The organism is Shinella sp. H4-D48, assembly GCF_022637395.1.
In the GTDB taxonomy this organism is placed as follows: Bacteria; Pseudomonadota; Alphaproteobacteria; order Rhizobiales; family Rhizobiaceae; genus Shinella; species Shinella sedimenti.
On the sequence record NZ_CP093337.1, the window covers coordinates 518052 to 538526 of the forward strand.

The 20475-nt window shown below is 62.2% G+C and carries 22 protein-coding genes; 4 read left to right on the forward strand and 18 right to left on the reverse strand.

Features of this window, described 5'->3' with window-relative positions; genetic code table 11:
• Positions 1 to 4 precede the first annotated feature (4 nt).
• Together MNR02_RS02470 and MNR02_RS02475 are read right to left on the reverse strand one after the other, a co-directional pair.
• Positions 5 to 874 carry a branched-chain amino acid ABC transporter permease gene (locus MNR02_RS02470; protein ID WP_241601630.1) on the reverse strand — a complete coding sequence of 290 codons (870 nt, stop codon included), beginning with the start codon at positions 872 to 874 and terminating at the stop codon, positions 5 to 7.
• Positions 875 to 966: 92 nt separating this feature from the next.
• Positions 967 to 2154 carry an ABC transporter substrate-binding protein gene (locus MNR02_RS02475; protein WP_241947963.1) on the reverse strand — a complete coding sequence of 396 codons (1188 nt, stop codon included), beginning with the start codon at positions 2152 to 2154 and terminating at the stop codon, positions 967 to 969.
• Positions 2155 to 2378: 224 nt separating this feature from the next.
• Here MNR02_RS02475 and MNR02_RS02480 point away from each other — a divergent pair, with 224 nt between their 5' ends.
• Positions 2379 to 3074 carry a GntR family transcriptional regulator gene (locus MNR02_RS02480; protein WP_241947964.1) on the forward strand — a complete coding sequence of 232 codons (696 nt, stop codon included), beginning with the start codon at positions 2379 to 2381 and terminating at the stop codon, positions 3072 to 3074.
• Between the two features lie 28 nt (positions 3075 to 3102).
• Here the strand turns inward: MNR02_RS02480 and treY are convergent, their stop codons facing one another.
• From treY to treZ, 3 genes are all read right to left on the reverse strand, one after another.
• Positions 3103 to 5709: a malto-oligosyltrehalose synthase gene (treY, locus tag MNR02_RS02485; protein ID WP_241947965.1), complete on the reverse strand. Its 2607-nt coding sequence runs from the start codon at positions 5707 to 5709 to the stop codon at positions 3103 to 3105.
• Between the two features lie 77 nt (positions 5710 to 5786).
• Positions 5787 to 6101 (reverse strand): CBS domain-containing protein, encoded by a 315-nt coding sequence (locus MNR02_RS02490; RefSeq protein ID WP_241601634.1) that lies wholly within the window; start codon positions 6099 to 6101, stop codon positions 5787 to 5789.
• Positions 6102 to 6225: 124 nt separating this feature from the next.
• The gene (gene treZ / locus MNR02_RS02495; RefSeq protein WP_371746691.1) at positions 6226 to 7998 is read right to left on the reverse strand and encodes a malto-oligosyltrehalose trehalohydrolase; all 1773 of its coding nucleotides are present in this window, start codon (positions 7996 to 7998) and stop codon (positions 6226 to 6228) included.
• Positions 7999 to 8210: 212 nt separating this feature from the next.
• Between treZ and glgX the strand changes: the two genes are divergently transcribed.
• Positions 8211 to 10292, forward strand: coding sequence for a glycogen debranching protein GlgX (gene glgX / locus MNR02_RS02500; protein WP_241947966.1), 2082 nt, complete (start codon positions 8211 to 8213; stop codon positions 10290 to 10292).
• 104 nt (positions 10293 to 10396) lie between these two features.
• Here the strand turns inward: glgX and MNR02_RS02505 are convergent, their stop codons facing one another.
• The 4 genes from MNR02_RS02505 to MNR02_RS02520 all read right to left on the reverse strand — a co-directional run bounded on the left by MNR02_RS02505 (position 10397) and on the right by MNR02_RS02520 (position 11625).
• Positions 10397 to 10669, reverse strand: a complete 273-nt coding sequence (locus MNR02_RS02505; protein WP_241947967.1) for a DUF2934 domain-containing protein — start codon at positions 10667 to 10669, stop codon at positions 10397 to 10399.
• Positions 10670 to 10753: 84 nt separating this feature from the next.
• Positions 10754 to 11017, reverse strand: coding sequence for a DUF982 domain-containing protein (locus MNR02_RS02510; protein ID WP_241947968.1), 264 nt, complete (start codon positions 11015 to 11017; stop codon positions 10754 to 10756).
• Positions 11014 to 11406 (reverse strand): CBS domain-containing protein, encoded by a 393-nt coding sequence (locus tag MNR02_RS02515; RefSeq protein WP_241947969.1) that lies wholly within the window; start codon positions 11404 to 11406, stop codon positions 11014 to 11016. The genes MNR02_RS02510 and MNR02_RS02515 overlap by 4 nt, the downstream gene beginning before the upstream one ends.
• A 12-nt stretch (positions 11407 to 11418) precedes the next feature.
• Complete coding sequence (locus MNR02_RS02520) at positions 11419 to 11625, reverse strand: hypothetical protein (RefSeq protein WP_241601641.1); 207 nt, start codon at positions 11623 to 11625, stop codon at positions 11419 to 11421.
• Between the two features lie 134 nt (positions 11626 to 11759).
• On the opposite strand from MNR02_RS02520, the gene MNR02_RS02525 reads away from it, so the two are divergent.
• Positions 11760 to 12542, forward strand: coding sequence for an SDR family NAD(P)-dependent oxidoreductase (locus MNR02_RS02525; RefSeq protein ID WP_241947970.1), 783 nt, complete (start codon positions 11760 to 11762; stop codon positions 12540 to 12542).
• Between the two features lie 12 nt (positions 12543 to 12554).
• On the opposite strand, the gene MNR02_RS02530 is transcribed toward MNR02_RS02525, so the two are convergent.
• A complete protein-coding gene (locus MNR02_RS02530; protein WP_241947971.1) occupies positions 12555 to 13403 on the reverse strand; it encodes a LysR family transcriptional regulator in 849 nt (282 codons plus the stop codon).
• A 131-nt stretch (positions 13404 to 13534) separates the two neighbouring features.
• Here MNR02_RS02530 and MNR02_RS02535 point away from each other — a divergent pair, with 131 nt between their 5' ends.
• Complete coding sequence (locus MNR02_RS02535) at positions 13535 to 14722, forward strand: cyanate transporter (RefSeq protein WP_241947972.1); 1188 nt, start codon at positions 13535 to 13537, stop codon at positions 14720 to 14722.
• A 41-nt stretch (positions 14723 to 14763) separates the two neighbouring features.
• Here the strand turns inward: MNR02_RS02535 and MNR02_RS02540 are convergent, their stop codons facing one another.
• The 8 genes from MNR02_RS02540 to thiO all read right to left on the reverse strand — a co-directional run bounded on the left by MNR02_RS02540 (position 14764) and on the right by thiO (position 20475).
• The gene (locus MNR02_RS02540) at positions 14764 to 15600 is read right to left on the reverse strand and encodes a bifunctional allantoicase/(S)-ureidoglycine aminohydrolase (RefSeq protein ID WP_241947973.1); all 837 of its coding nucleotides are present in this window, start codon (positions 15598 to 15600) and stop codon (positions 14764 to 14766) included.
• Between the two features lie 74 nt (positions 15601 to 15674).
• Complete coding sequence (locus MNR02_RS02545; protein WP_241947974.1) at positions 15675 to 16343, reverse strand: ankyrin repeat domain-containing protein; 669 nt, start codon at positions 16341 to 16343, stop codon at positions 15675 to 15677.
• A gap of 183 nt (positions 16344 to 16526) precedes the next feature.
• The gene (locus tag MNR02_RS02550; protein ID WP_241947975.1) at positions 16527 to 16973 is read right to left on the reverse strand and encodes a pseudoazurin; all 447 of its coding nucleotides are present in this window, start codon (positions 16971 to 16973) and stop codon (positions 16527 to 16529) included.
• 134 nt (positions 16974 to 17107) lie between these two features.
• Positions 17108 to 17815, reverse strand: coding sequence for a fumarylacetoacetate hydrolase family protein (locus tag MNR02_RS02555; RefSeq protein WP_241947976.1), 708 nt, complete (start codon positions 17813 to 17815; stop codon positions 17108 to 17110).
• A 108-nt stretch (positions 17816 to 17923) separates the two neighbouring features.
• Positions 17924 to 18529: a thiamine phosphate synthase gene (locus MNR02_RS02560; protein ID WP_241947977.1), complete on the reverse strand. Its 606-nt coding sequence runs from the start codon at positions 18527 to 18529 to the stop codon at positions 17924 to 17926.
• On the reverse strand, positions 18526 to 19299 hold the full coding sequence (locus tag MNR02_RS02565) for a thiazole synthase (RefSeq protein ID WP_241947978.1): 774 nt from the start codon (positions 19297 to 19299) through the stop codon (positions 18526 to 18528). Before MNR02_RS02565 ends, MNR02_RS02560 begins: the two co-directional genes overlap by 4 nt.
• 1 nt (position 19300) lies before the next feature.
• Complete coding sequence (thiS, locus tag MNR02_RS02570; RefSeq protein WP_241947979.1) at positions 19301 to 19498, reverse strand: sulfur carrier protein ThiS; 198 nt, start codon at positions 19496 to 19498, stop codon at positions 19301 to 19303.
• Positions 19495 to 20475, reverse strand: coding sequence for a glycine oxidase ThiO (gene thiO, locus MNR02_RS02575; RefSeq protein WP_241947980.1), 981 nt, complete (start codon positions 20473 to 20475; stop codon positions 19495 to 19497). The genes thiS and thiO overlap by 4 nt, the downstream gene beginning before the upstream one ends.

The following is a 20475-nucleotide window of genomic DNA, read 5'->3' on the forward strand; positions in this document are numbered from 1 at the left end:
GAACTTAACCCCACGGCTTGCCCATCAGCCCTTGCGGGCGGACGGCCAGGAACACCATCAGCGTGGCGAAGATGACGAGATAGGTGATGTCGCCGTAGGCCGAGAGCACGGTCAGGCCCACGCTTTCCATCATGCCGAGGATGAAGCCGCCGGCGATCGCGCCCGAGATCACGCCGGCGCCGCCGATCATGATCATCAGGAAGGCCTTGACCGAAGTGGGGCCGCCCATGCCGAGATTGACGCCAGTGATGGTGACGAGCAGGCCGCCGACGAGACCGGCGAGCATGGCGCCGAGCGCAAAGCCGATCATGGAATAGCGCGCGACATTCACGCCCATGAGCTGGGCAGCCATCTTGTCCTGCGCCAGGGCGCGCATGGCGCGGCCGGTTCGCGAATAGTTCATGAAGCCGATGAAGACGACGATGAGCAGGATGGCGAGGACGCCGATCAGGATGCGGTCGTAGGGCATGATGATGCGCATGTCCCAGTTGAAGACGCCGTTCACGATCTTCGGCACGCCGCGCTGTTTTTCACCAAAGGCGAGCAGGATGACGGCATCAAGGAAAAAGGCGATGCCGGCCGCGAGCAGCATGGTCGACTCATCGCGCTTGGAGCGTCGTATGACCGGCGCGAAAAGGAACTTCTCGATGGCGGCACCCATGATCGCCAGCACGAGGGCTGAAGCGAAGAGGCCGACGACGAAGGGCAGACCGAGCTGGACCACGACCGTATACGTAACGAAGCCGCCGAAGACGTACATCTGCCCGTGGGCGAAGTTCAGAACGTTCATCAGCGAGAAGATCAGGGTCAGTCCGAGGGCGATCAACGCATATTGCGCCCCGAGATAGAGACCGTTGGCGATTATCTGTTCCATCGTGAGCCTCCAATGGAAGGTTCAGGCAAGGTGGGACCCGGCCGGACTGCGCGTGCGTTCCGGGCCCCGTTCAGCAAATGCCTGGGCTCTGGTCAGTCGACCTGGCCGACGAACAGCGTTTCGAACTTGCCGCCCTTATACTCGTTGACGACGAGCGGAACGGAGACCTGACGCTTCTGGCCGAAAGAGGTCATGCCGACATATTTCAGCTTGGCATCCCCCTTCATGAAGGGGTTGGCGGCTTCGAACGTGTCAATGGTCTTCTTGTATTCCTCGACATTGTCGATTGCCGCAGGGTTCGCCTTCAGCGTTTCGATGATGTATTCGAGCGCATAGACCTTGGTGTTGGACTCGTCGTTGTATTCGCCGAACATCTTGGTGTAGCGTTCGACGAACTCCTTCATCGTATCGCTGGCGAGTTCCGGTGTGGATGCGCCGCCGACCGAGATGAAGCCCTCGGCAAGTTCGCCGGCACCTTCCTGCAGAACCGTCGCATCCTGCCCAGTTTCCGTGGAAATGAAACCGGTATAGCCAAGCTCGCGGGCCGAGCGGATGAGCTGCGGCGCGTTGGCGGGCGAAACGCCCGAGAGAACGAGCAGGTCAGGCGAAGCCTGGATGACGGGCAGCAGCACCGGCGTGAAGTCTGTGGTGTCCACCTGATACGTCACGTTGCCGGACACCACTTCGAGGTCCAGCGCCTGTGCGGCCGCGATGCCGGATTCACGCTGGCTGAGCGGGTCGGACTCGTTGGCCGCGACGAAGGCCACCTTCTTCACACCCTTGTTTTCCTTGAGATATTTGTAGATGGCCGGGCCAGACTGGTAGTTTGCCACCATGCCGAGGATCGCGTTGGATGCCGGCGCGGTGAAGAGCTCCTTGGGGAAGGCGTAGGGGAAATACATGATGCCGTTCTGCTCGGCGACCGGGCGAACGGCGGCCGCGCCGTCATCGACGTTCGGGCCGACGACATAGTGCACACCGTCCTGGGCCATCTTTTCCATGCCGGCGATGGCGCGCTTGGGGTCCTTCTGGTCATCGAAGGGCACGATCTGGATATTGTAGGTCTTGTCGCCGATCTTCACGCCGCCAAGTTCGTTTAGCCAGGCTGCGCGCGTTTCCATGGAGCGCTGGTTGGAAATGCCCCAGGCCGCGGCCGGGCCGGAGGTGACGCCGACGAAACCGATCTTCAGGGTGGCGTCTTCGGCGTGGGCCATCAGCGGCATCGACAGGACGGTCGCTGCGGCGAGGGCGGAGAATTTCAGGAATGTACGCTTGTGCATGATGTTCTTCCTCTGGGCCATTGATTATTTTCTATCGGCAAGCGGGCCGCTAATGGCGGTCATGCTCAGCCTTGGCCCAGTCATTGAGCGTATTGTTAACAATCTTGTCAAGTGGGTGTAAACAAATCAACGAGCCCGTGTCGACGAAATGGGCGCTTGTTGGTGAACCAAATCGGACCTATTTAGTGATATGCGATCCCGAGGCGCATGAGGTGAATTCGGTGGTGAATGTAGACAGGGACGACCTGGTCGAGGCGGACGAGAGCGATATTGTCGATCGCATTTTCGAAGCGGTGATCGAGCAGAGATTGCCCCCGGGCACGAAGCTTTCCGAGTCCGCACTGTGCGAGGCGTTCGGCGTCGGACGCATGCGCATTCGCCGCAGCCTGCTTCTGCTGGCAAGCCGCGAAGTCGTGGAACTGCACGCCAATCGCGGCGCCTTCGTTGCCTCTCCGACCGCCGAGCAGGCGCGCGAAGTCTTCGAGGCGCGCCTGGCTCTAGAGCCCAACATCGCCCGCCTCGCCGTCCAGCGAGCGACGGATGAAGACATAGCCCAGCTCAACCGGCATCTCGAAATGGAATATGTCGCCCATAAGGAGCGGCACCGGCACGATGCCATCCGCCTGTCCGGTCAGTTTCATACCCTGATGGCGCAGATCGCCGGCAATGCCGTTCTCCTGCGCACGATGAAGGAGCTGGTGACGCGGACGTCGCTGATCATTGGGATCTTCGGGGCGCCCGGTGTCAGCAACTGTCGCGACGACGACCACGCGGCCATTGTCGGATCTTTCCACACAAGGGACGCCGAAAAGGCGGCGTGGATGATGACGCTTCACCTGCGCCATATCGAAAGCCATCTCCGGCTTGGTTCCCCAGAGACCGGTGCGGTGGATCTCGTCCAGCTTTTTGCAAAGGGCTGAGCCGGTCACAAGGCCGGTAGCGGTTGCGCTATGCCGAAAGCAGAAGCGCCACCGGATCCGTCCGGAAGATCTCCGAAAGCGGTAACGAACTGCCCAGCGTGAAAGTCCTGTCATCGAGGGCCGAGCGCACCGTGCGGCCTTCGATTGCGTGCGGGATCGTAAGCGACAGGTCGTGGGTCGCAGCCTCTGAAAGGCACAGCGTTTCCGCACCGATCTTTCCGAAAACAAGGCGCGGGACCACGGTGATGGCAAAGGCCTCCGTGTCTCCCCGCAGGAATGCCAAGGCTTGATGTCGGCCATTAGAGAGCGCGAGGGCTTGGTAGGGGCCGTTAAAGACCTCTGCGGACTGGCGCCGGCAGGCAATCACCTTTGCCGTCAGCCATTGCTTGTAGTTGGAAAAATGCGCTCGCGACGGAGCGGGCTTAGCGGGTATCCGCAGGGATTCTATCGCGAGGGTTGCCCTGTTGTCTGGATCGACCAGCGAGAAATCGCTGCGCTCGCTTCCCTGGTATATGTCGGGAACGCCCGGCGCCGTCAGCTTCACCAGGGTCTGGGCGAGGGCGTTGGACAGGCCGGCATCGATGAATGGCGAAAGCGTCCGGGTGAAATCGTCGATAAATGCCTTATCCGATAGCAGATCCTCCACAAAACCGGTGACGCTGGCCTCGTACTCGAGATCCGGCTCGCTCCAGTTCGTCTGTCTCTTCGCTTCACGAAGCGCCTTCTCGACATAGGCCTGCATGCGTTCCGGCAGCGCGTCCATTGCAGCACGGTCACCGCATCCACCGATCGGCCACGCGCCGGCAAGAGCCTGGTAGATCAGCCATTGCGTATCGGCAGCCGGTGCTTCTCGTCTTGCCCGGCCTGACAGAGCGTGCCAGCGCTGCGTCGCCGAAATCCACGCTTCGGGTGCCTCGTTCAAAGTGTAGAGGCGGGCGCGCGCATCTTCGCCGCGTTTCGTATCATGCGTGGAGGTCGCTGAAAGGCCGAAAGGCCAGTTTTGCGCGCGATCCTGCATCGCGGTGTGGAAGGCAGCCGGTCCGCCCGGAGGATGCCCCGGATCGCCGCCAACCTCGTTGAGGGCGATGAAGGCATTTTCGCGGTAGAACAGGGTGTCCTCAAGTGCCTTGGCCATGATGGGGCCGGTCAACTGCTGGAAACGCGTGCGGAACTCGGTGCATTCAGGTATCTTCTCGCAGGTCTTGTCGTCGGTCAGCAGTTCCCAGATGAGGTCGATCGCCTCGCGCACCTCCGGCCGCACCCGCGCCTGCGCTTCGCAACGCGCCGTTGCCAGGATTTCATGATCGCGCCGGTCGATACTTTGCCCGGATGCGAGATAGGTGCGATAAACCGGGAGGGCGATGATAACGGCGCAGATGGCCTCGGTCAGCGCGCTGCGAGAGAAATCGGCGCTCAGGCAGTCGGCCACGCGCTTGGCAAACCCGCCAAGGCGGCGCACTTCCCCACGGAAATTGTCCGCCAGCATCTGCCGCTTGCAGGCGTACATCTCATCCGAATAGGCATGACGATCGTCGTCGCCCTTTAACGCGTTGAAGGCTGCCGTCAGTCTGCCCTCTTCCTTTTCATCGGCAAAGGCGTCGGCGAGTGCTGCGATGAATTCGTATCCCGTCGTGCCTGCGATCGGCCAGTCGGACGGCAGCTGCTCCTGTCTTTCCAGGATTTTCTCGACAAGGATGATGGTCTCCGGCCCGACTGCCGCGCGCAGGCGCTCAAGATAGCCCTGCGGATCCGCAAGGCCGTCAATATGGTCGATCCGTAGCCCGTCGATGGTGCCGTCTTGCACGAGTTCGAGGATCAGGCGGTGGCTGTCCGTGAAGACGCGCTCATCCTCGACGCGCAGGCCAGCGAGGCCTGCGATCTCGAAGAAGCGCCTGTAGCTGAGGTTCTCGCTCGCCGTCTTCCAGTTCACCAGCCGCCATGGCTGCGCATCGTGAATTGCGGCGATGCGGGCAGGGTCGGATGTGATGTCTGCCAACTGCGTCTCAAGACCGGCACGCGCCGTATGAGATGCGAGGGCGGCAGAAAGGATCGCGCGACCCTGCGGGTCTGTTGAAGGCGTGGCGGCCGTAAAGAATACGTCGGTTGCTTCGAGCACGTCGCGGTAGGTGCCGGGATGAAGCGGGTAATAACTGTCGTGGTAGCGAATTGCCAAGGCGTCGAAGCCAGGCTCCAGCGCGAGCGATATCGTTCCATTCGCCAGTTCCTCTGAAAAGTCGTTGCCGAGGAAGGGGAGGGTGAGCTTCTCAGACCAGTCGATGTCGAAATGATGCGCAAAAGGGCTTTCTGATCCCCAGACGACGACGCTTCGCCACCATGGATTTTCCAGGCTTGCGGCCATGTGGTTCGGCACGATGTCGAGGATGAGACCCATGCCGTATGCACGAAGTTCGGCTGCCAGCTGCCGCAGGCCCTCGATACTGCCGAGCGTCGGATCGATTTCGTCAACCCGCGTGGCGTCATAGCCATGTGTCGAGCCGCTGACAGCCGTCATCAAGGGGGATGCGTAAAGATGGCTGATGCCGAGTGCATGGAGATAGGGCACGAGCCGAGCGGCTTTGCCGAAGGTCATGCCATTGCGAAACTGGAGGCGATAGGTCGAGAGAAGGCCGGTCATTCTGTCCTTGATCGCCGATGTGAACGCCAGATTGGCGGCGTTAAACGCGTGCAGGACCGCTTTGTTCCGTTCGCTTTTTAAAGGTTGTGTCGAGCAAAATCCGACCGCGAAACGACGCCGGTCAACCGGTTCTGACGGTCGAGGACGGCGATCCGGCGCAGGTGTAGCGCCAGCATGTTGGCCAGCACCGTGCTCGCCGACTCGTCATCGAAACAGTAGGTGATATCCGTGGTCATGATGTCCGAGACGAGTGTGGTTTCCGCATTCAAACCGGGGGCGACAGCGCGCAGGATCACGTCGCGGTCCGTCAACGTGCCCACGAGGCCGCTCGCATCGACGACGGGCAGAAAGGCGACGTCACGCTCCGCCATGATGGCCGCTGCCGACTGCAAGGTTTCCTCCGGCCGTACAAGGTGGATGTGACGACTCATGATCTCGTGGATGTGCATTGCGGCCTCGCGATCGAACTCCCGACATAAACAAACAGATAAACGGCTGATTTTGTTCCACGACCTTTCATGTCTGACGGATCGAGATGGCAATGGAGGGACCGGCACCGTTTACCGCCGGAATCTCGAAAATCGTCTCGCCGGACAACGGTGGCCAGGTCCCGGTGCCGTGTGTGAGGTTTGCGCGAATGGAAAGGGTCTGTTCGGCAAAGCGCCAGTCAATGGCAAGAATTCCCGCCTCTGCAGCGAGAATCCGCGGCTCAGGCGCCTCGCCCACCATGAGCAGTGGTCTGATCTTGTCCTGTCGAAGCCGAACGAGGGAGCGCACGAACTCGGAATGTCGCCGCCCTTCTGGCGACGCGGCATGTTCCCAGTCGAGCTTGGAGGCGAGGAATGTCGTCTCGTCGTTCGGGTCCGGCAGGTCGTCTGCTGTCTTGCCTTCCGGCAGGCCGCCGAATTTCTTGGCCTCGTCGATGCGACCCGCCCGTGTGGCTTCGGCAAGCTCGCCATCGAAATCCGCGAAGAACAGGAAGGGGCGGCTTTCGCCGAATTCCTCACCCATGAAGAGCATCGGAACAGGTGGCGCGAGAAACAGAAGGGCACTCATGACCCGGTGCAGTACGGGATCGGTCAGCGTGGGCAGGCGCTCGCCGAAAGCGCGGTTGCCGATCTGGTCGTGGTTTTGCAGGAAGTTGATATTGACCTGTTGGGGCAGCGGTTTTTGCGGCAGCGGACCGGTCCCGTCGCCTTCCCGATCCTCCGCGACGAAACCCCGGGCCGTCGCACGACGAAGCACGTCATCCGTGTCCTCACTATACCTGGCATAGTGGCCGCTTTCTTCCCGTGTAGCGATGATGTGCAGCGTGTGGTGGAACACGTCATTCCAGCCCGCCGTATAGTAACCGGCATCGCCGCTGTCGCGGTTCAGCAGGCTCTTGCGTTTCGTCTGGTCCTCGACGACCAGATGGACCTGTCGATCGGTGACGGTCTGCCGGATGGTGGTCGCCATTTCGAGAAGGACATGGTTTTCACTGTCGTCGATAATCTCTTCGGTGGCGTCGAAACGCAGGCCGTCGAAGCGATAGTCGATCAGCCAGTGCAACGCGTTGTCGATGAAGTAACGGCGTACTGCTTCCCTTTCGAAAGCGAGCGCCGCGCCCCAGGGCGTGTGTCGTTCAGGGTGGAAGAAGGGAGGAGCGATGCGGTGCAACATGTTTCCGACCGGACCGAAGTGATTATAGACCACATCCAGCAGAACCATGATGCCGTGGCCGTGCGCCGCATCCACCAGGGCCTTCAGGTCGTCGGGTGTGCCATATGCAGGGTGTGGTGCGTAATGGAGCACACCGTCGTAGCCCCAGCCGCGTGTGCCTGCGAAGTGCGCGACCGGCATGATCTCGATGGCCGTGATGCCGATATCGTGCAGATGCGGCAGGCGTTCGATCGCTGAACGAAAGGTGCCCTGCGGCGTGAACGTGCCGATATGAAGTTCGTAGATGACAGCATCCTCCCAGGGCCGTCCTTTCCACCCAGAGGTACGCCAGACGTAGCTTTCGTGGTCCACGACGAGGGAAGGGCCTTCGATCTCCGCCAGCTGTGCATGGGATGCCGGGTCGGCTATTTCGGTGTTGTCTTGGAGACGGTAGAGGTAGGCTGATCCCGGTCGAACGAGGTCGGTTTCGACCTCGTGCCACCCATCCGCTTGCGCATGCATGGCTATTTCCTGCTCGCCCGCAATCAATGTGACCGTATCCTCCGCCGGGGCCCATAGTCTAAACCGTACGCTGCCATCCTCCGTTATGCTCGGCCCCCATGTTCGTCGCGTCGGTGATGGTGTCATCGCTGCCTTCCTCTTCGGTTCAGAGCACGGATGCAACCGGGGCCGGCGTCAAATGTTCCGGAACAATCCGGCTCTTTTCGCGTTGCACCATCGCTCTTCCGACTGCCTCCAGCGCCGCACACGAGCACATTTTGAATTTCCTCGGGACTTCGCGCTGGGCGGCAACTGACTCCCCCCGCGATGCCGCCGGCCGAATGAAGGGGACACACGACATGAGTTATTCGTTTTCCGAGCTCGATTTCATGAAGCCCGAGCTTGGTGCCGCTTTTACCGGCGAGGGCACGCATTTCGCGGTCTTTTCCGCCCATGCTGAACAGATCGAACTCTGCCTTTTCAGCGATGACGGAAAAGAGGAGACCGCGCGTCTGGCGCTGCCGAAGCGCGAGGGCGATATATGGTCCGGTTACATAGCAGGGCTTAAGCCCGGCACGCTATACGGATATCGGGCCCATGGGCCGTACGAGCCGAAGGCCGGGCACCGCTTCAACCCCAACAAGCTGCTGCTCGATCCCTATGCCCAGCAGGTGACGGGTGAACTTCAGTGGGACGATGCGCTCTACGGCTACAAGGTCGGTGATCCGCAAGAGGACTTGTCCTTCGATGATCGCGACAGCGCGCCCTTCATGGTGAAGGGGGTGGTGCAGAACCTTGAGTTCGACTGGGCAGGGGACGCTGCCATTCGTCGGCCCTGGACCGACACCATCATTTACGAAACCCATGTGCGCGGCCTGACGATGACCCATCCCGGCGTACCGGACGAGCTGCGCGGCACATTCCTCGGCATGGCAAGCGATCCTGTCATTGAGCATCTTGTCGATCTCGGCATCTCCGCCATCGAACTGCTGCCGATCCAGTACTTCCCTGATGACCGTTTCCTCCTGGAAAAAGGCCTGCGCAATTATTGGGGCTACCAGACGCTCGGATTCTTTGCCCCTCAGCCGCGCTTCCTTTCGGCGGGCGCCGTCACCGAATTCAAGACAATGGTGAAACGCTTCCACGCCGCCGGCATCGAGGTGATCATGGATGTGGTCTACAATCACACGGCCGAGGGTTCCGAGCGGGGGCCGACCTTGAGTTTCCGCGGCCTCGACAATCTCAGCTACTATCGCCTTTCGCCTGATGATCCGCGTCACTCCTACGATACGACGGGGACAGGCAATACGGTCAACGTCTCGCATCCGATGGTGTTGCGCATGGTGCTGGACAGCCTGCGCTACTGGGTTGGCGTGATGCATGTCGACGGATTTCGCTTCGACCTCGCCAGCACGCTCGGCCGCACGCGGCATATCGAATTCGACCGTGAAGGCACGTTCTTCGATGCGATCCGGCAGGACCCTATCCTGTCGGGCGTGAAACTGATCGCTGAACCGTGGGACGTCGGGGACGGCGGCTATCAGGTCGGCGGCTTTCCCCATCCGTTCCGCGAATGGAACGATAAGTATCGCGACGACATCCGTCGTTTCTGGAAGGGGGACGGCGGGCTCGTGCCCGGTGTCGCTGCACGCCTTACCGGTTCAGCCCAGCAGTTCCACCATTCCGACCGTGGCGCAACGTCGTCGGTCAATCTCCTCAGCGCCCATGACGGTTTCACCCTTATGGACACGGTTTCCTACGACCAAAAACACAATGATGCGAATGGCGAGGACAACCGCGACGGTCATTCCGACAACCACTCGCACAATATGGGCGCGGAAGGCCCGACGGACGATCAGGATATCCGAGCCGCCCGCGACCGTCGCCGGCGCAACATGGTTGCGACGCTGATGCTCAGCCAGGGCGTGCCGATGCTGCTTGGCGGCGATGAACTCGGCAACAGCCAGGGCGGCAACAACAATGCCTATTGCCAGGACAACGAGATCGGCTGGACCGACTGGAGCGGCTTGGACGATCCATTCCTGGCATTCTGCAAGGGTGCAATCGCCTTCCGCAAGGCTCATCCCGCCCTTCGGCAGGAGCGGTTCCTGACCGGCGAACCCGCAGAAGACGGAACAGTGGAGATTGGCTGGTATCGGCCGGACGGGGAGGAGATGGACGATGCCACTTGGCAGGATGCCGAACTTCGGACGCTCGGGCTCTTTCTTTGCAAGTCCGTGGATGGCGATCGCGCTGATCAGCTCTTCCTGGTGTTCAACGCCGGCGGGGACTGCGAGGTCAAACTGCCTGATGTGAACGGCATCCAGCAATGGAAGCGGGTGCTGGACACTGGCGCGACAGAGGAAGGCTTTGCGGAACATCCCGCTGAATGCCCCGCTATGGTCTATGGCGCCAGCGTTGCCGCCTTCGAACCCGCCTAAGCGTTCGAAGGCAAGAGAGACCTTATTTCACATTTAGACCGGACATAAAAACACCGACTGCAGCCTGCCGCAGTCGGTGTTTTTTATCATCGATAACGGATGAATTAGACGGTGTTGCCGCGGTCAGCGGTGGGCCTGGATTTTCTTGTCGGAGCAGCGGTCGTGTTGCGGGTGCCGTTGATGGCTTTTCGGGTCGCGTCGTCCACTTCGCCCGATCCGCTCCTCTTGAGATGATGGGGGAGGGCGATCCGCTCTAGCTCGTCACGTTCCCGTGTTGCCTGTTCCCAATGTTCCTGGTCGTGACCATGCTCTCGACCGTGCTGTTCCCAAAGGCTGTAGGCGCGTTTGTTGATCCATTCCTGCCGTTCTTCGTTCACGAACTTTTCCCTTCGGATGGCAATGATTTGGATGATGTATGCTCGTCAGTCTGCTGCGGATTATGCCTCCGCCTTGCTGCGTCTTTATGTCGTCCAGGAATTGACGCGGAAGCCGGCTTCTTTTGCCGCGTCTATCAGGGCTTGCCGCGCGCGTGTCGGATCCTCATCGCTCTGCAACCCCTGTTCACACGCACTCATGGCCGCCGACACGGCATCTGTGCGGTCGATGGGCCAATGGTTCTTAAGGCACAGCAACGCGTCGCGTGTGCTCTGAATGCGCAACATCTGCCTGTCGCCTTCGAGCACGACGGCTTCATCCCACAGTCGGTCGATGGGGAAGATCGTCATTGCCATTTCTCCTTCTTGGGTTCGTCCGATGAAAGATCGACAAGGCTCACGATGCCGACCACGCGGTGGTCTGCGTTCACCACCACGAGGCGGCGCACGCCCCGTTCGCGCATGCGATCGGCAACGGCGGCCGTATCGTCCTGTTCGTCGCAAACCTCGGGCGAGACGGTCATGAATTCTGCAATTGTGGTTGAGGTGGACAGTCCGCGGGCGAGAACCGAAAGGACGATATCGCGATCCGTGATGATGCCGACGATGGCGCCAACACCCGGGACTTCGACGGGCAGAGCGCCCACGTCGGTTTCAAGCATCAGCCGAGCAGCCGACTGCGCCGTGTCGCTGGGCGAAACGGTGACGATCTGCGCCGACATGACGTCCTTCACCTTCATCTGCACGCCCTCTCAGTGACGCCCGCTGATGAGGCTCTTGCCGGTCACCATGGCGGGCACGATGACTTCGTCCCTTTCCGGCCGAGCGAGCGGTATGTCGGAGCGATGCGGCATCATGACTTGTGGTTCGAGCGCGTTGCGCCTTGCATACGCCTTGCGCGGGTCCGTCTCACGATCAACCTCGGGTCTACGGGCGAGCGGCTTTTTCTTCTGGCGCACGGTGCACTCCTGCCAAATGGTTGGTGACGGATCTTAACGCGATCCGTTCGGCTTGGTTCCGCGATAATTCCGGGAACCCACCAGCCCGCGAGGCATTGTGCCTCATGTTACGTTTTTACGGAAAGGAATAGCCGATGCTTTTTGCCGACAAGGTCGCCCTGGTTACCGGCGGTGGATCCGGCATCGGCAGGGCATCTGCCCGTGCGTTCGCGCGCCATGGCGCCAGCGTGGGCGTGCTTGGGCGCACGCCCGAAGAGCTCGAGAGCGTCGCGGCCGAGATTCGTTCGCTTGGCGGATCTGTGCTGCCGCTCGTTGCCGACGTGAGGGACGAGGCCTCTATGCGCGGTGCTGTCGAGGCGCTTGTCGATGCTTTCGGCGGCCTTGATATCGTCGTCGCCAATGCTGGCGTGAACGGTGTGTGGGCGCCGATTGACGATCTGAAACCCGCCGAGTGGGACGAAACCATTGCCATCAATCTGCGCGGCACCTTCCTGACGCTGCATCTGACGGTGCCGCATTTGAGGAAGGCAGCTGAGGGTGCCATCATCGTCGTTTCCTCGATCAATGGCACCCGCACCTTCACGACGCCCGGAGCACTTGCCTATTCCGCGACCAAGGCGGCACAGCTGGCCATGGTACAGCAGCTGGCGCTGGAGCTCGGCAAGGACGGTATCCGCGTTAATGCCGTCTGCCCCGGGGCCATCGAAACGAGCATCGATGACAACACGGATCAGCGTGCGGCAGGAACGTCGGGCATTCCGGTGGTCTGGCCCGAAGGCGATATTCCCGTTTCGCGCGGCAAACCGGGGACGGCGGATGACGTCGCGGACTCCATCCTGTTTCTTGCCTCTTCCAAGGCGCGCCACATTACCGGCACGCCCTTGTGGATCGACGGCGGGCAGGGCCTGCTGCGTTAGCCTTTTACGGGATCACGGGCGTTGAAAATGCCGCTCAAGGATATCCAGGACCTCGTGAGCGAGTTCGCCCACGATTCCGGTGCGTTCCCAGGCATAGAGCGAGGCGACGACAGGCGGCTCCGGTCCGATATCGGCGATCTGTTCCACGCGCCATCCCTTCGTCGCATCAATCGGCAGAAGCGAGAGGCCAAGCCCGGCTTCAACCGCCATCAGCACGTTGCGCAGGCTTGCGGAGGTGAAGGCGACGTACCAGCGCCGGTGCTCGCGCTCCAACCGTTCGAACATCGCATCACGATAGAGCCCGCCCGGCGGGAAGGTGACAAGCGCCACCGGATCGGATCGCTCGGACGGCGCGTCGCTTGCGGTGAACCAGGCGATGGGTTCGACGAAGCTTGCCCAGCTGTCTGGACTGGGCGTGTCCTCCTTCAAAACAACGATATCCAGTTCACCCGAGCGGTAGCGCCGCGTCAAATCCGAGCGCAAGCCCGTCGTGACATCGAGGCGGGCCTCCTTGTGACGCCTTGTAAAGGCGGCGAAAGCGCGCGCCATTTCGGGCGTCGCGATATCATCAGGCATGCCGATGCGCACGGAGGTCGTGCCAGATGTCTCCGCCACCAGCGTCAGCGCTTCCGTTTGCAGCGTCAGGATGCGCCGGGCATGGCCCAGCAGGCGCTCGCCGGTGACGGTGAGGCGCACCGGCCGCGCGCCGCGATCAACCAGCGGGCGGCCGACGGCTTCCTCGAGACGCGCGATCTGCTGACTCATGGTCGACTGGGTCATGTGCAGCCGGTCGGCTGCGGCCGTGAAGCTGCCGGAATCGGCGATGGCCACGAAGGCCCGGAGAAGGCGCGGATCAAGCATGGCATCTCCATCGCAATCAAGAATGATATCTATCTGAACATCTAATTTGCGCATGATTCAAGCGAATGATAGCGCTGTCCGATATGCCGGGAACATTCCCCTGATGTATCCTTCCGTACGAGAAACCAGACATGACGCCGCCACGCCCCGGGCTTGATATACCCATGCTGGTTCTGGTGGTTCTGATTGGCCTCAATCTGCGACCCTTTCTCGCTGCGCCGGCGCCGCTGCTCGCCGATATCGTTGCCGATACCGGTCTCGCCTACGGTGGCATTGCCATGCTCACGCTGCTGCCGATGCTGCTCATGGGGCTTGGCGCTTTCGCCGCGCCGGGCCTTCAGGCGCAGATCGGGACGCGCCGTGGCCTGCTGGTTGCGCTCTTCGTTCTGCTTGCCGGCTCTGCGTTGCGTCTCGGCGCCCTGGACGGCGTCTCGCTTATCCTGACGGCGGCGCTGTGCGGTATCGGCGTCGCCTTCATACAGGCGGCCTTTCCGGGCATCATCAAGGCGTCCTTCCCGGCGAGCGTGCCGGTCGTCACGGGTCTCTACTCGGCGATGATCATGGCGGGCGGCGCCTTCGGGGCGCGGCTGATGCCGGTCTTCCTGCAGGCAGGCTACAGCTGGCAGACGGCGCTCGCCTGGCTCGCAGTGCCGGTCGCGATCGCACTTGCCGCAGCCTGGCGCATCCTGCCGGACGTGCGCTCGCGCAAGCCGGACGCCGCGCTCACGCAGCATTTGTTGAGACGGCCTCGCACCTGGCTGCTGATGGCGGCTTTCGGCCTCATCAATGCGGGCTATACCTCGATGATCGCCTGGCTCTCGCCCTATTATCAGGCGCAGGGCTGGACGAGTGGCGACAGCAGCAGCCTCGTCGCGGTCATGGCTTTGTGTCAGGCCGTTGTCGCGCTGGGGCTCCCGGTGCTGGCGCGAAGCAATGTCGATCGCCGCCGGTGGCTCTTTCTCACCATCGCTTTGCAGGCCGCAGGGTTTGCCGGTCTTTCCGCCATTCCCGCCGCCGCGCCGGCGGTCTGGGCTGGCCTGTGCGGTGCGGGCCTTGGTGGCGGTTTCGCGCTGGCCATCGTTGCAGCACTCGATCATCTGCCGCGGCCGGAACAGGCCGGTGCACTGGCGGCACTGATGCAGGGCGGCGGCTTTCTCATCGCAGCGCTCGGGCCTTACGCGATGGCGGTTCTGCACGACTGGACGGGCGGGTTTGCCGCCGGCTGGGCGCTGCATTTCGGCTGCGTGCTTGTAACCGCCCTGCTTTACCTGCGCCTCGATCCGCGATCCTACCCGCAGGCCATGCCGTCAACGTCATGAAAGCCCGCGCCGGGAGGCGCGGGTGGGATCGGATGCCTACGTTAGCGGCGCAGGCCGCCGGGATGGAGCGCCATGTGGCGGTTGACGTCCTTGTAGAGGAGATAACGAAACGGGCCGGGGCCGCCCGCATAGCAGGCCTGCGGGCAGAAGGCGCGCAGCCACATGAAATCGCCGGCCTCGACCTCCACCCAGTCCTGATTGAGGCGATAGACAGCCTTGCCCTCCAGCACATAGAGGCCATGCTCCATGACATGCGTTTCGGCAAAGGGGATGACGGCACCCGGCTGAAGCGTGACGATCGTCACATGCATGTCGTGGCGCAGGTCGGCGGGGTCGACGAAGCGGGTCGTCGCCCAGCCGCCGTTCGTGCCGGGCATCGCGTTGGGCGTGACGTCCTTGTCGTTGAGGATAAGCGGTTCGGGATGGGGCAGGCCTTCGACGGCCTCATAGGCCTTGCGGATCCAGTGGAAGCGGGCATGTGCGCCCGAGCGGTTGTGCAGCGACCATTTGAGGCCCGGCGGCAGAAAGGCGTAGCCACCCGGCTGGAGAACATGCTTGCCGGAGGGCAGCGTCAGTTCCACCGCGCCGTCGACGACGAAGAGCACGCCTTCGGCGTCCGGATCCTGCTCCGGCCGGTCGCTGCCGCCGCCCGGTGCCACTTCCATGATGTATTGCGAGAAGGTCTCGGCGAAGCCGGAAAGCGGGCGGGCAATGACCCAGAGACGCGTGTCGTTCCAGAAGGGCAGGTAGCTCGTGACGATGTCCTGCATCACGCCCTTCGGGATCACCGCATAGGCTTCGGTGAACACGGCGCGCCCGGTCAGCAGGTCGCTTTGCGGCGGATGGCCGCCGAGAGAGGAATAGTAGTTGCGTTGCATTGTCGTTTCAGGCCCCTGGCTTCAAGTGTGTTCAGTCTTGCAGCGAATATCGCTTTAGCGGTCTCACGCAGCCGTCAAGTCGCGCCGGCTCTTTCCAGCAGCGCCACGATGGCGCCATAGCCGCGGCTGCGGGCATGGGCGAGCGGCGTCACGCCGTCATTGTCGGCAAGATCAACATTCGCCCCGGCCTTGATCAGCAGGTCGACGATATCGACATGGCGCTGGCCGCCGTCGCTGAGGATGATCGCCTCCAGAAGCGCCGTCCAGCCGAGGCGGTTGACGTGGTCTACATCAACGCCGGCCTTGATAAGCGTGTCGACCGTCTCGATATGGCCGCGTTCGGCGGCCGGGATGAGGGCGGTGCCGCCATAGCGATTGATGCTCTTGAGGTCGGCGCCATGGGTGAGCGTCAACTTCAGAATATCAAGATGGCCGCGCGCGCCTGAATACAGATAGGGGCTGTCGCTGATCTCGTCCTTGGCGTTCACATCGGCACCAGCCTCGATGAGGGCTCTTGCGGCATCCACCTTGTTGCCGTGCGTCGCCACGAGCAGTGGGGTTGCGCCGCTCTCATCGCGTGCATCGATCTCCGCTCCCTCTTTCAGAAGCGCTGCGATTGCCGCGGCGTCGTTGGCAGCGGCAGCTTTGTGAAGGTCAGAGGTCATGGCGTTTCCGGCGGCGAAAAGGGGATGGCAAAGCGCTGCAAGAAAAAGCCAGGCGAAGAGCAGGACGGATTTCAGCATGCGCTATCCTGTTGACGTGTCGGCCGGAAAGTTAGCAGGCACACGGGGCATTAGAAAATTAAATATATAAATCCCCATCATTCGAATTGTGAAAGTTCTCTCACCCACACGCTGTGTCCTTATATAGAAAACCCGGCACGGATTGCTCCGCACCGGGTCCAGCCCCCGCCGCAAAGGATTTTTTCAGAGACCCGCCGCAGCGATCTCCGCATCAAGCCGCTCGCGTGCCTTCTTCGGAAGCTTACCGTTCTTGATCGCGTCGAGATTGGCTGGCGCGTCGCCGACGACCACGAGGCCCACCATGCCCATGCCGACATGCGGCGTGCACTTGACGCCATAGGCGCCGGCCTTGTCGAAGGTGACCTTGTAGGTCTCGTTCATCTTGCTCTTGAAGGCTTGGGCCCCCTCAGGGATCATGTCCTTGATCGTTTCGACATTGTGCCCCTTGTCGGTCGGGATGAAAGTGACCGTGTCCCCCGGCGCGACCTTCACGAAGGCCGGCTCGAACACCATGGCGCCCGCGGTCCCCTTGTTGAGCATGTGCACTTCGAAATCCGCCGCCGCTGCCGGAAGCGCCAAGGCCAGGATGACCGCTGCCGTGCCGACGATGCTCTTTGCCATGATACGCACTGGAATTCTCCTTGATGACGAACGTCTCTCGTTCATGCGCAAGAGGTACTGCCGCGCGTGATCGTCTTCTTTGACGTTGATCAAACGGGCGGGAGGTCTCGGGCGTGGCGTGCTGTCGCAGGAGATGCCGTTTGTCAGATGACCGTAACGACGATGTCGTCCAGTCCATCGATGTGAGCGGCCATGATGTCGCCCCTGCTGATGGCGCCCACGCCGGCGGGCGTGCCGGCAAAAATCAGGTCACCAGGCTGGAGGGTGAAAAGACGGGAGAGATAGGCAATCATGTCAGGCGTCTTCCAGATCATCTGGTTGAGGTTGCCGTTCTGGCGCGGCGCACCGTTTACCGTGAGCCGAATGGAGCCGTCGGCCGGATGGCCGATAACGCTGACGGGATGAACGGGCCCGCAGGGTGCCGAATGCTCGAAGGCCTTTGCGACCTCCCACGGCCGGCCGTGCTTCTTGGCCTCCGCCTGCAGATCGCGGCGGGTCATGTCGAGGCCGACGGCATAGCCGTAGACGCAATCCAGCGCGTGCTCGGGTGAAATGTCGCTACCGCCGCTTTTCAGCGCTATCACAAGTTCGATTTCATGATGAACGTCATTGCTGGCGGAGGGATAGGGAAAGCCCTGTTCCGGCGCGACCAGCGTATCCGGGTTCTTCTGGAAGAAGAAGGGCGGCTCCTTGTTCGGGTCATGTCCCATCTCGATTGCATGGTCGGCGAAGTTGCGGCCGACGCAATAGATTCGGTGCACTGGAAAGCGCGTGGCGCTCCCCTTTATCGGCAGGCTGGGCACCGTCGCCGGGGTGAACGCATAGGTTGGCTGGTCTGCGCTGTCCTGCATGATCGTGGTCTCCTGCATTCCCCTGGATCGTAACGTGCGGGCCATTGCCGCAACCGTCATGGCTTTAGCATGCCGGTTGGCTGTCCCTCCAGTTCACTCAAAGGGCGATCAGCGCCGGCGTGCCGTGCGTTCGATCCATTCGCGTGTGCGCGCTTCGGGGTCTGCGTTCAGCGTGATGTCGGTAACGACGGCCGCGATATCCGCGCCGTTGTCGAAGACGGCCGCGAGCCGGCCGGGGTTCAGTCCGCCGATAGCGACGAGCGGCATTTCCCCGATGCGCGCCTTCCATGTCTTCAGCCGTTCCACGCCCTGTGGCGCCCATTTCATTTTCTTTAGGATTGTCGGCCAGACGGGGCCCAGTGCGATGTAATCCGGCTTTGCGGCGAGTGCGGTTTCCAGCTCCGCTTCGTCATGGCTCGACAGGCCAAGTTTCAGGCCGGCGGACCGGATCGTTGCAACATCGGCATCGGCCAGGTCTTCCTGACCGAGATGCACGAAGCCGCAGCCTTCCTCGATGGCGATATGCCAGTAGTCGTTGATGACCAGAACGCAGCCGTGTTCAGCACAGACGGCTTTGGCGCGGCGAATGTGTTGCCGCAGATCGTCCTCAGCCACATCCTTGATGCGCAACTGCACGAGCTTCACGCCGATAGGAACGAGGCGCTCGATCCAGTCGGCGCTGTCGACGATCAGGTAGAATGGATCGAGTTTCATGCGAAGACAGCCTTTCCGATAACGGGGGTGGAGGGAACGGCCATATCGCGCGGCTCGATCGGGCCGGCTGCGTACGCGAGCCGGCCCGCATCGAGCGCAAGCGCGAAGGCCTCGGCCATGGTGGCCGGATCGCCGGCGTTCGCAACCGCGGTGTTGAGCAGGACGGCATCGTAACCGAGTTCCATCACCGCTGCCGCATGCGATGGGCGACCGATGCCGGCATCGACGATCAGCGGCACGTCGGGGAATTGCGCCCGGAAGCTGCGCAGCGCCATCGGATTGACAGGCCCCATGGCCGAGCCGATCGGCGCGCACCAGGGCATCAGCACACAGCAGCCGGCTTCCAGCAGCTTTTCGGCAACCACGAGATCATCCGTCGTATAGGGAAAAACCTGGAACCCGTCCGCCGTCAGGATGCGTGCTGCCTCGACGAGGCCGAAGACATCCGGCTGTAGCGTGTCGTGATGCGCAATGACCTCCAGCTTGATCCAGTCGGTGCGGAACACGTCGCGCGCCATCTTCGCTGTCAGCACGGCTTCCCGCACGCTGTGGCATCCCGCCGTATTGGGCAGAACGCGAACGCCAAGAGCGCGGATCATCTCGAAGAACGCGCCTCCCGCCTTGCCGCCCGCTGTCTCGCGGCGCAGCGATACGGTAACGATTTCCGTCTTCGAGCGCCGCACGGCTTCGGCAAGAATAGCGGGCGAGGGGTAGCGGGCCGTGCCCAGCAGAAGACGGGACTGGACGGTGACGTCGTAGAGTGTGAGCATGTCAGCCTCCCTGCATGGGGGAGAGGATCTCGACCCGGTCACGCTCGCTGAGCGTGAAAGCTGCACGATCCTCGCGGTGCACAAGCTCTCCGTTCACCGCTGTCGCAAGCCATTCCCCCTCGTATTCGAGGACATCGAGCAGCGCTGCGAGCGTCGTCGCCGATACGTCCTGCTCCTCGCCATTGATGATGAAGGTCATGATGCCAGCCTTTCCGGTTGCGGGGCTTCCGCCAGCAGGCGCCGCGCCACCTCGCCCGCCATGGCGGGCGCCAGCAGGAAGCCGTGGCGATAGAAGCCGTTGACATGGATGGTGTCGCCGAACGCCGTGACGCGCGGCAGGTTGTCAGGGTAGGCGGGGCGGATACCGGCGCCGGTTTCCGCCACGCGCGCCTCGCCGAACGTGGGATGCAGCGCATAGGCGGCGTTCAGCAGTTCCATCATCGAGCGGGCCGTCACCGGGCCGGCATCATCCGTCTCGATCATGGTCGCGCCGACCATGAACCGGTTTTTCTCGCGCGGCACGATGTAGATCGGGTGGCGCGGATGGAGGAGGCGGACGGGACGGGAGAGGTTTATATCTTCGGTCTCGAGATAAAGCATCTCACCGCGCACGCCGCGCAGGTCCGGCAACTGGCCGATACGGGCTGCGCCGGTGCAATCGACGATACGGTCGAAACGCCCCGTGTCCTTGCCGGCTCCGAAGAGGAAGCGCATGCGCGCCTCCTCAAGGGCGGCGGTCAGGCCTGAAAGTGCACGACGTGGATCGAGATGCGCCTCCTCACGGAAGAACAACGCCCTGCGAAAACGGCCGGCGAGATCCGGTTCGAGCGCGCCGATTGCCGCCTCGTCGAGCCATTCCCAGCCGGTGGTGCGCGATGCGAAGCGGTCGAGTTCGCCCGTGTCGCGCCCGCCCGCAACGACGAGCGTTCCGTGGCGCTGGACCTGCCCAGGCAGGGCGGCCTCCCACCAGTCGGCGGCCGTCCGCCCGAGCGAGAGCACCGGTTCCTCGGCGCTCTCGCGCTCGCACCACGGTGCCAGCATGCCGCCGGCAAAACCGGAGGCGCCGGTGCCGACGGCGTCGGCCTTTTCCTGCACGGTGACATCGAAGCCATGGCGGTAGAGTTGCCAGGCGACGGTGAGGCCGGCGACGCCGGCCCCCTTGACGAGGATGCGCAT

Excerpts from the sequence above, each read along its gene's own strand:
- MNR02_RS02470 (WP_241601630.1), bottom strand. The coding sequence starts at position 874 with ATGGAACAGATAATCGCCAACGGTCTCTATCTCGGGGCGCAATATGCG.
- MNR02_RS02475 (WP_241947963.1), bottom strand. The coding sequence starts at position 2,154 with ATGCACAAGCGTACATTCCTGAAATTCTCCGCCCTCGCCGCAGCGACC.
- treY (WP_241947965.1), bottom strand. The coding sequence starts at position 5,709 with ATGACCGGCCTTCTCTCGACCTATCGCCTCCAGTTTCGCAATGGCATG.
- treZ (WP_371746691.1), bottom strand. The coding sequence starts at position 7,998 with ATGACACCATCACCGACGCGACGAACATGGGGGCCGAGCATAACGGAG.
- glgX (WP_241947966.1), top strand. The coding sequence starts at position 8,211 with ATGAGTTATTCGTTTTCCGAGCTCGATTTCATGAAGCCCGAGCTTGGT.
- MNR02_RS02510 (WP_241947968.1), bottom strand. The coding sequence starts at position 11,017 with ATGACGATCTTCCCCATCGACCGACTGTGGGATGAAGCCGTCGTGCTC.
- MNR02_RS02515 (WP_241947969.1), bottom strand. The coding sequence starts at position 11,406 with ATGAAGGTGAAGGACGTCATGTCGGCGCAGATCGTCACCGTTTCGCCC.
- MNR02_RS02525 (WP_241947970.1), top strand. The coding sequence starts at position 11,760 with ATGCTTTTTGCCGACAAGGTCGCCCTGGTTACCGGCGGTGGATCCGGC.
- MNR02_RS02530 (WP_241947971.1), bottom strand. The coding sequence starts at position 13,403 with ATGCTTGATCCGCGCCTTCTCCGGGCCTTCGTGGCCATCGCCGATTCC.
- MNR02_RS02535 (WP_241947972.1), top strand. The coding sequence starts at position 13,535 with ATGACGCCGCCACGCCCCGGGCTTGATATACCCATGCTGGTTCTGGTG.
- MNR02_RS02540 (WP_241947973.1), bottom strand. The coding sequence starts at position 15,600 with ATGCAACGCAACTACTATTCCTCTCTCGGCGGCCATCCGCCGCAAAGC.
- MNR02_RS02545 (WP_241947974.1), bottom strand. The coding sequence starts at position 16,343 with ATGCTGAAATCCGTCCTGCTCTTCGCCTGGCTTTTTCTTGCAGCGCTT.
- MNR02_RS02555 (WP_241947976.1), bottom strand. The coding sequence starts at position 17,815 with ATGCAGGACAGCGCAGACCAGCCAACCTATGCGTTCACCCCGGCGACG.
- MNR02_RS02560 (WP_241947977.1), bottom strand. The coding sequence starts at position 18,529 with ATGAAACTCGATCCATTCTACCTGATCGTCGACAGCGCCGACTGGATC.
- MNR02_RS02565 (WP_241947978.1), bottom strand. The coding sequence starts at position 19,299 with ATGCTCACACTCTACGACGTCACCGTCCAGTCCCGTCTTCTGCTGGGC.
- thiS (WP_241947979.1), bottom strand. The coding sequence starts at position 19,498 with ATGACCTTCATCATCAATGGCGAGGAGCAGGACGTATCGGCGACGACG.
- thiO (WP_241947980.1), bottom strand. The coding sequence starts at position 20,475 with ATGCGCATCCTCGTCAAGGGGGCCGGCGTCGCCGGCCTCACCGTCGCC.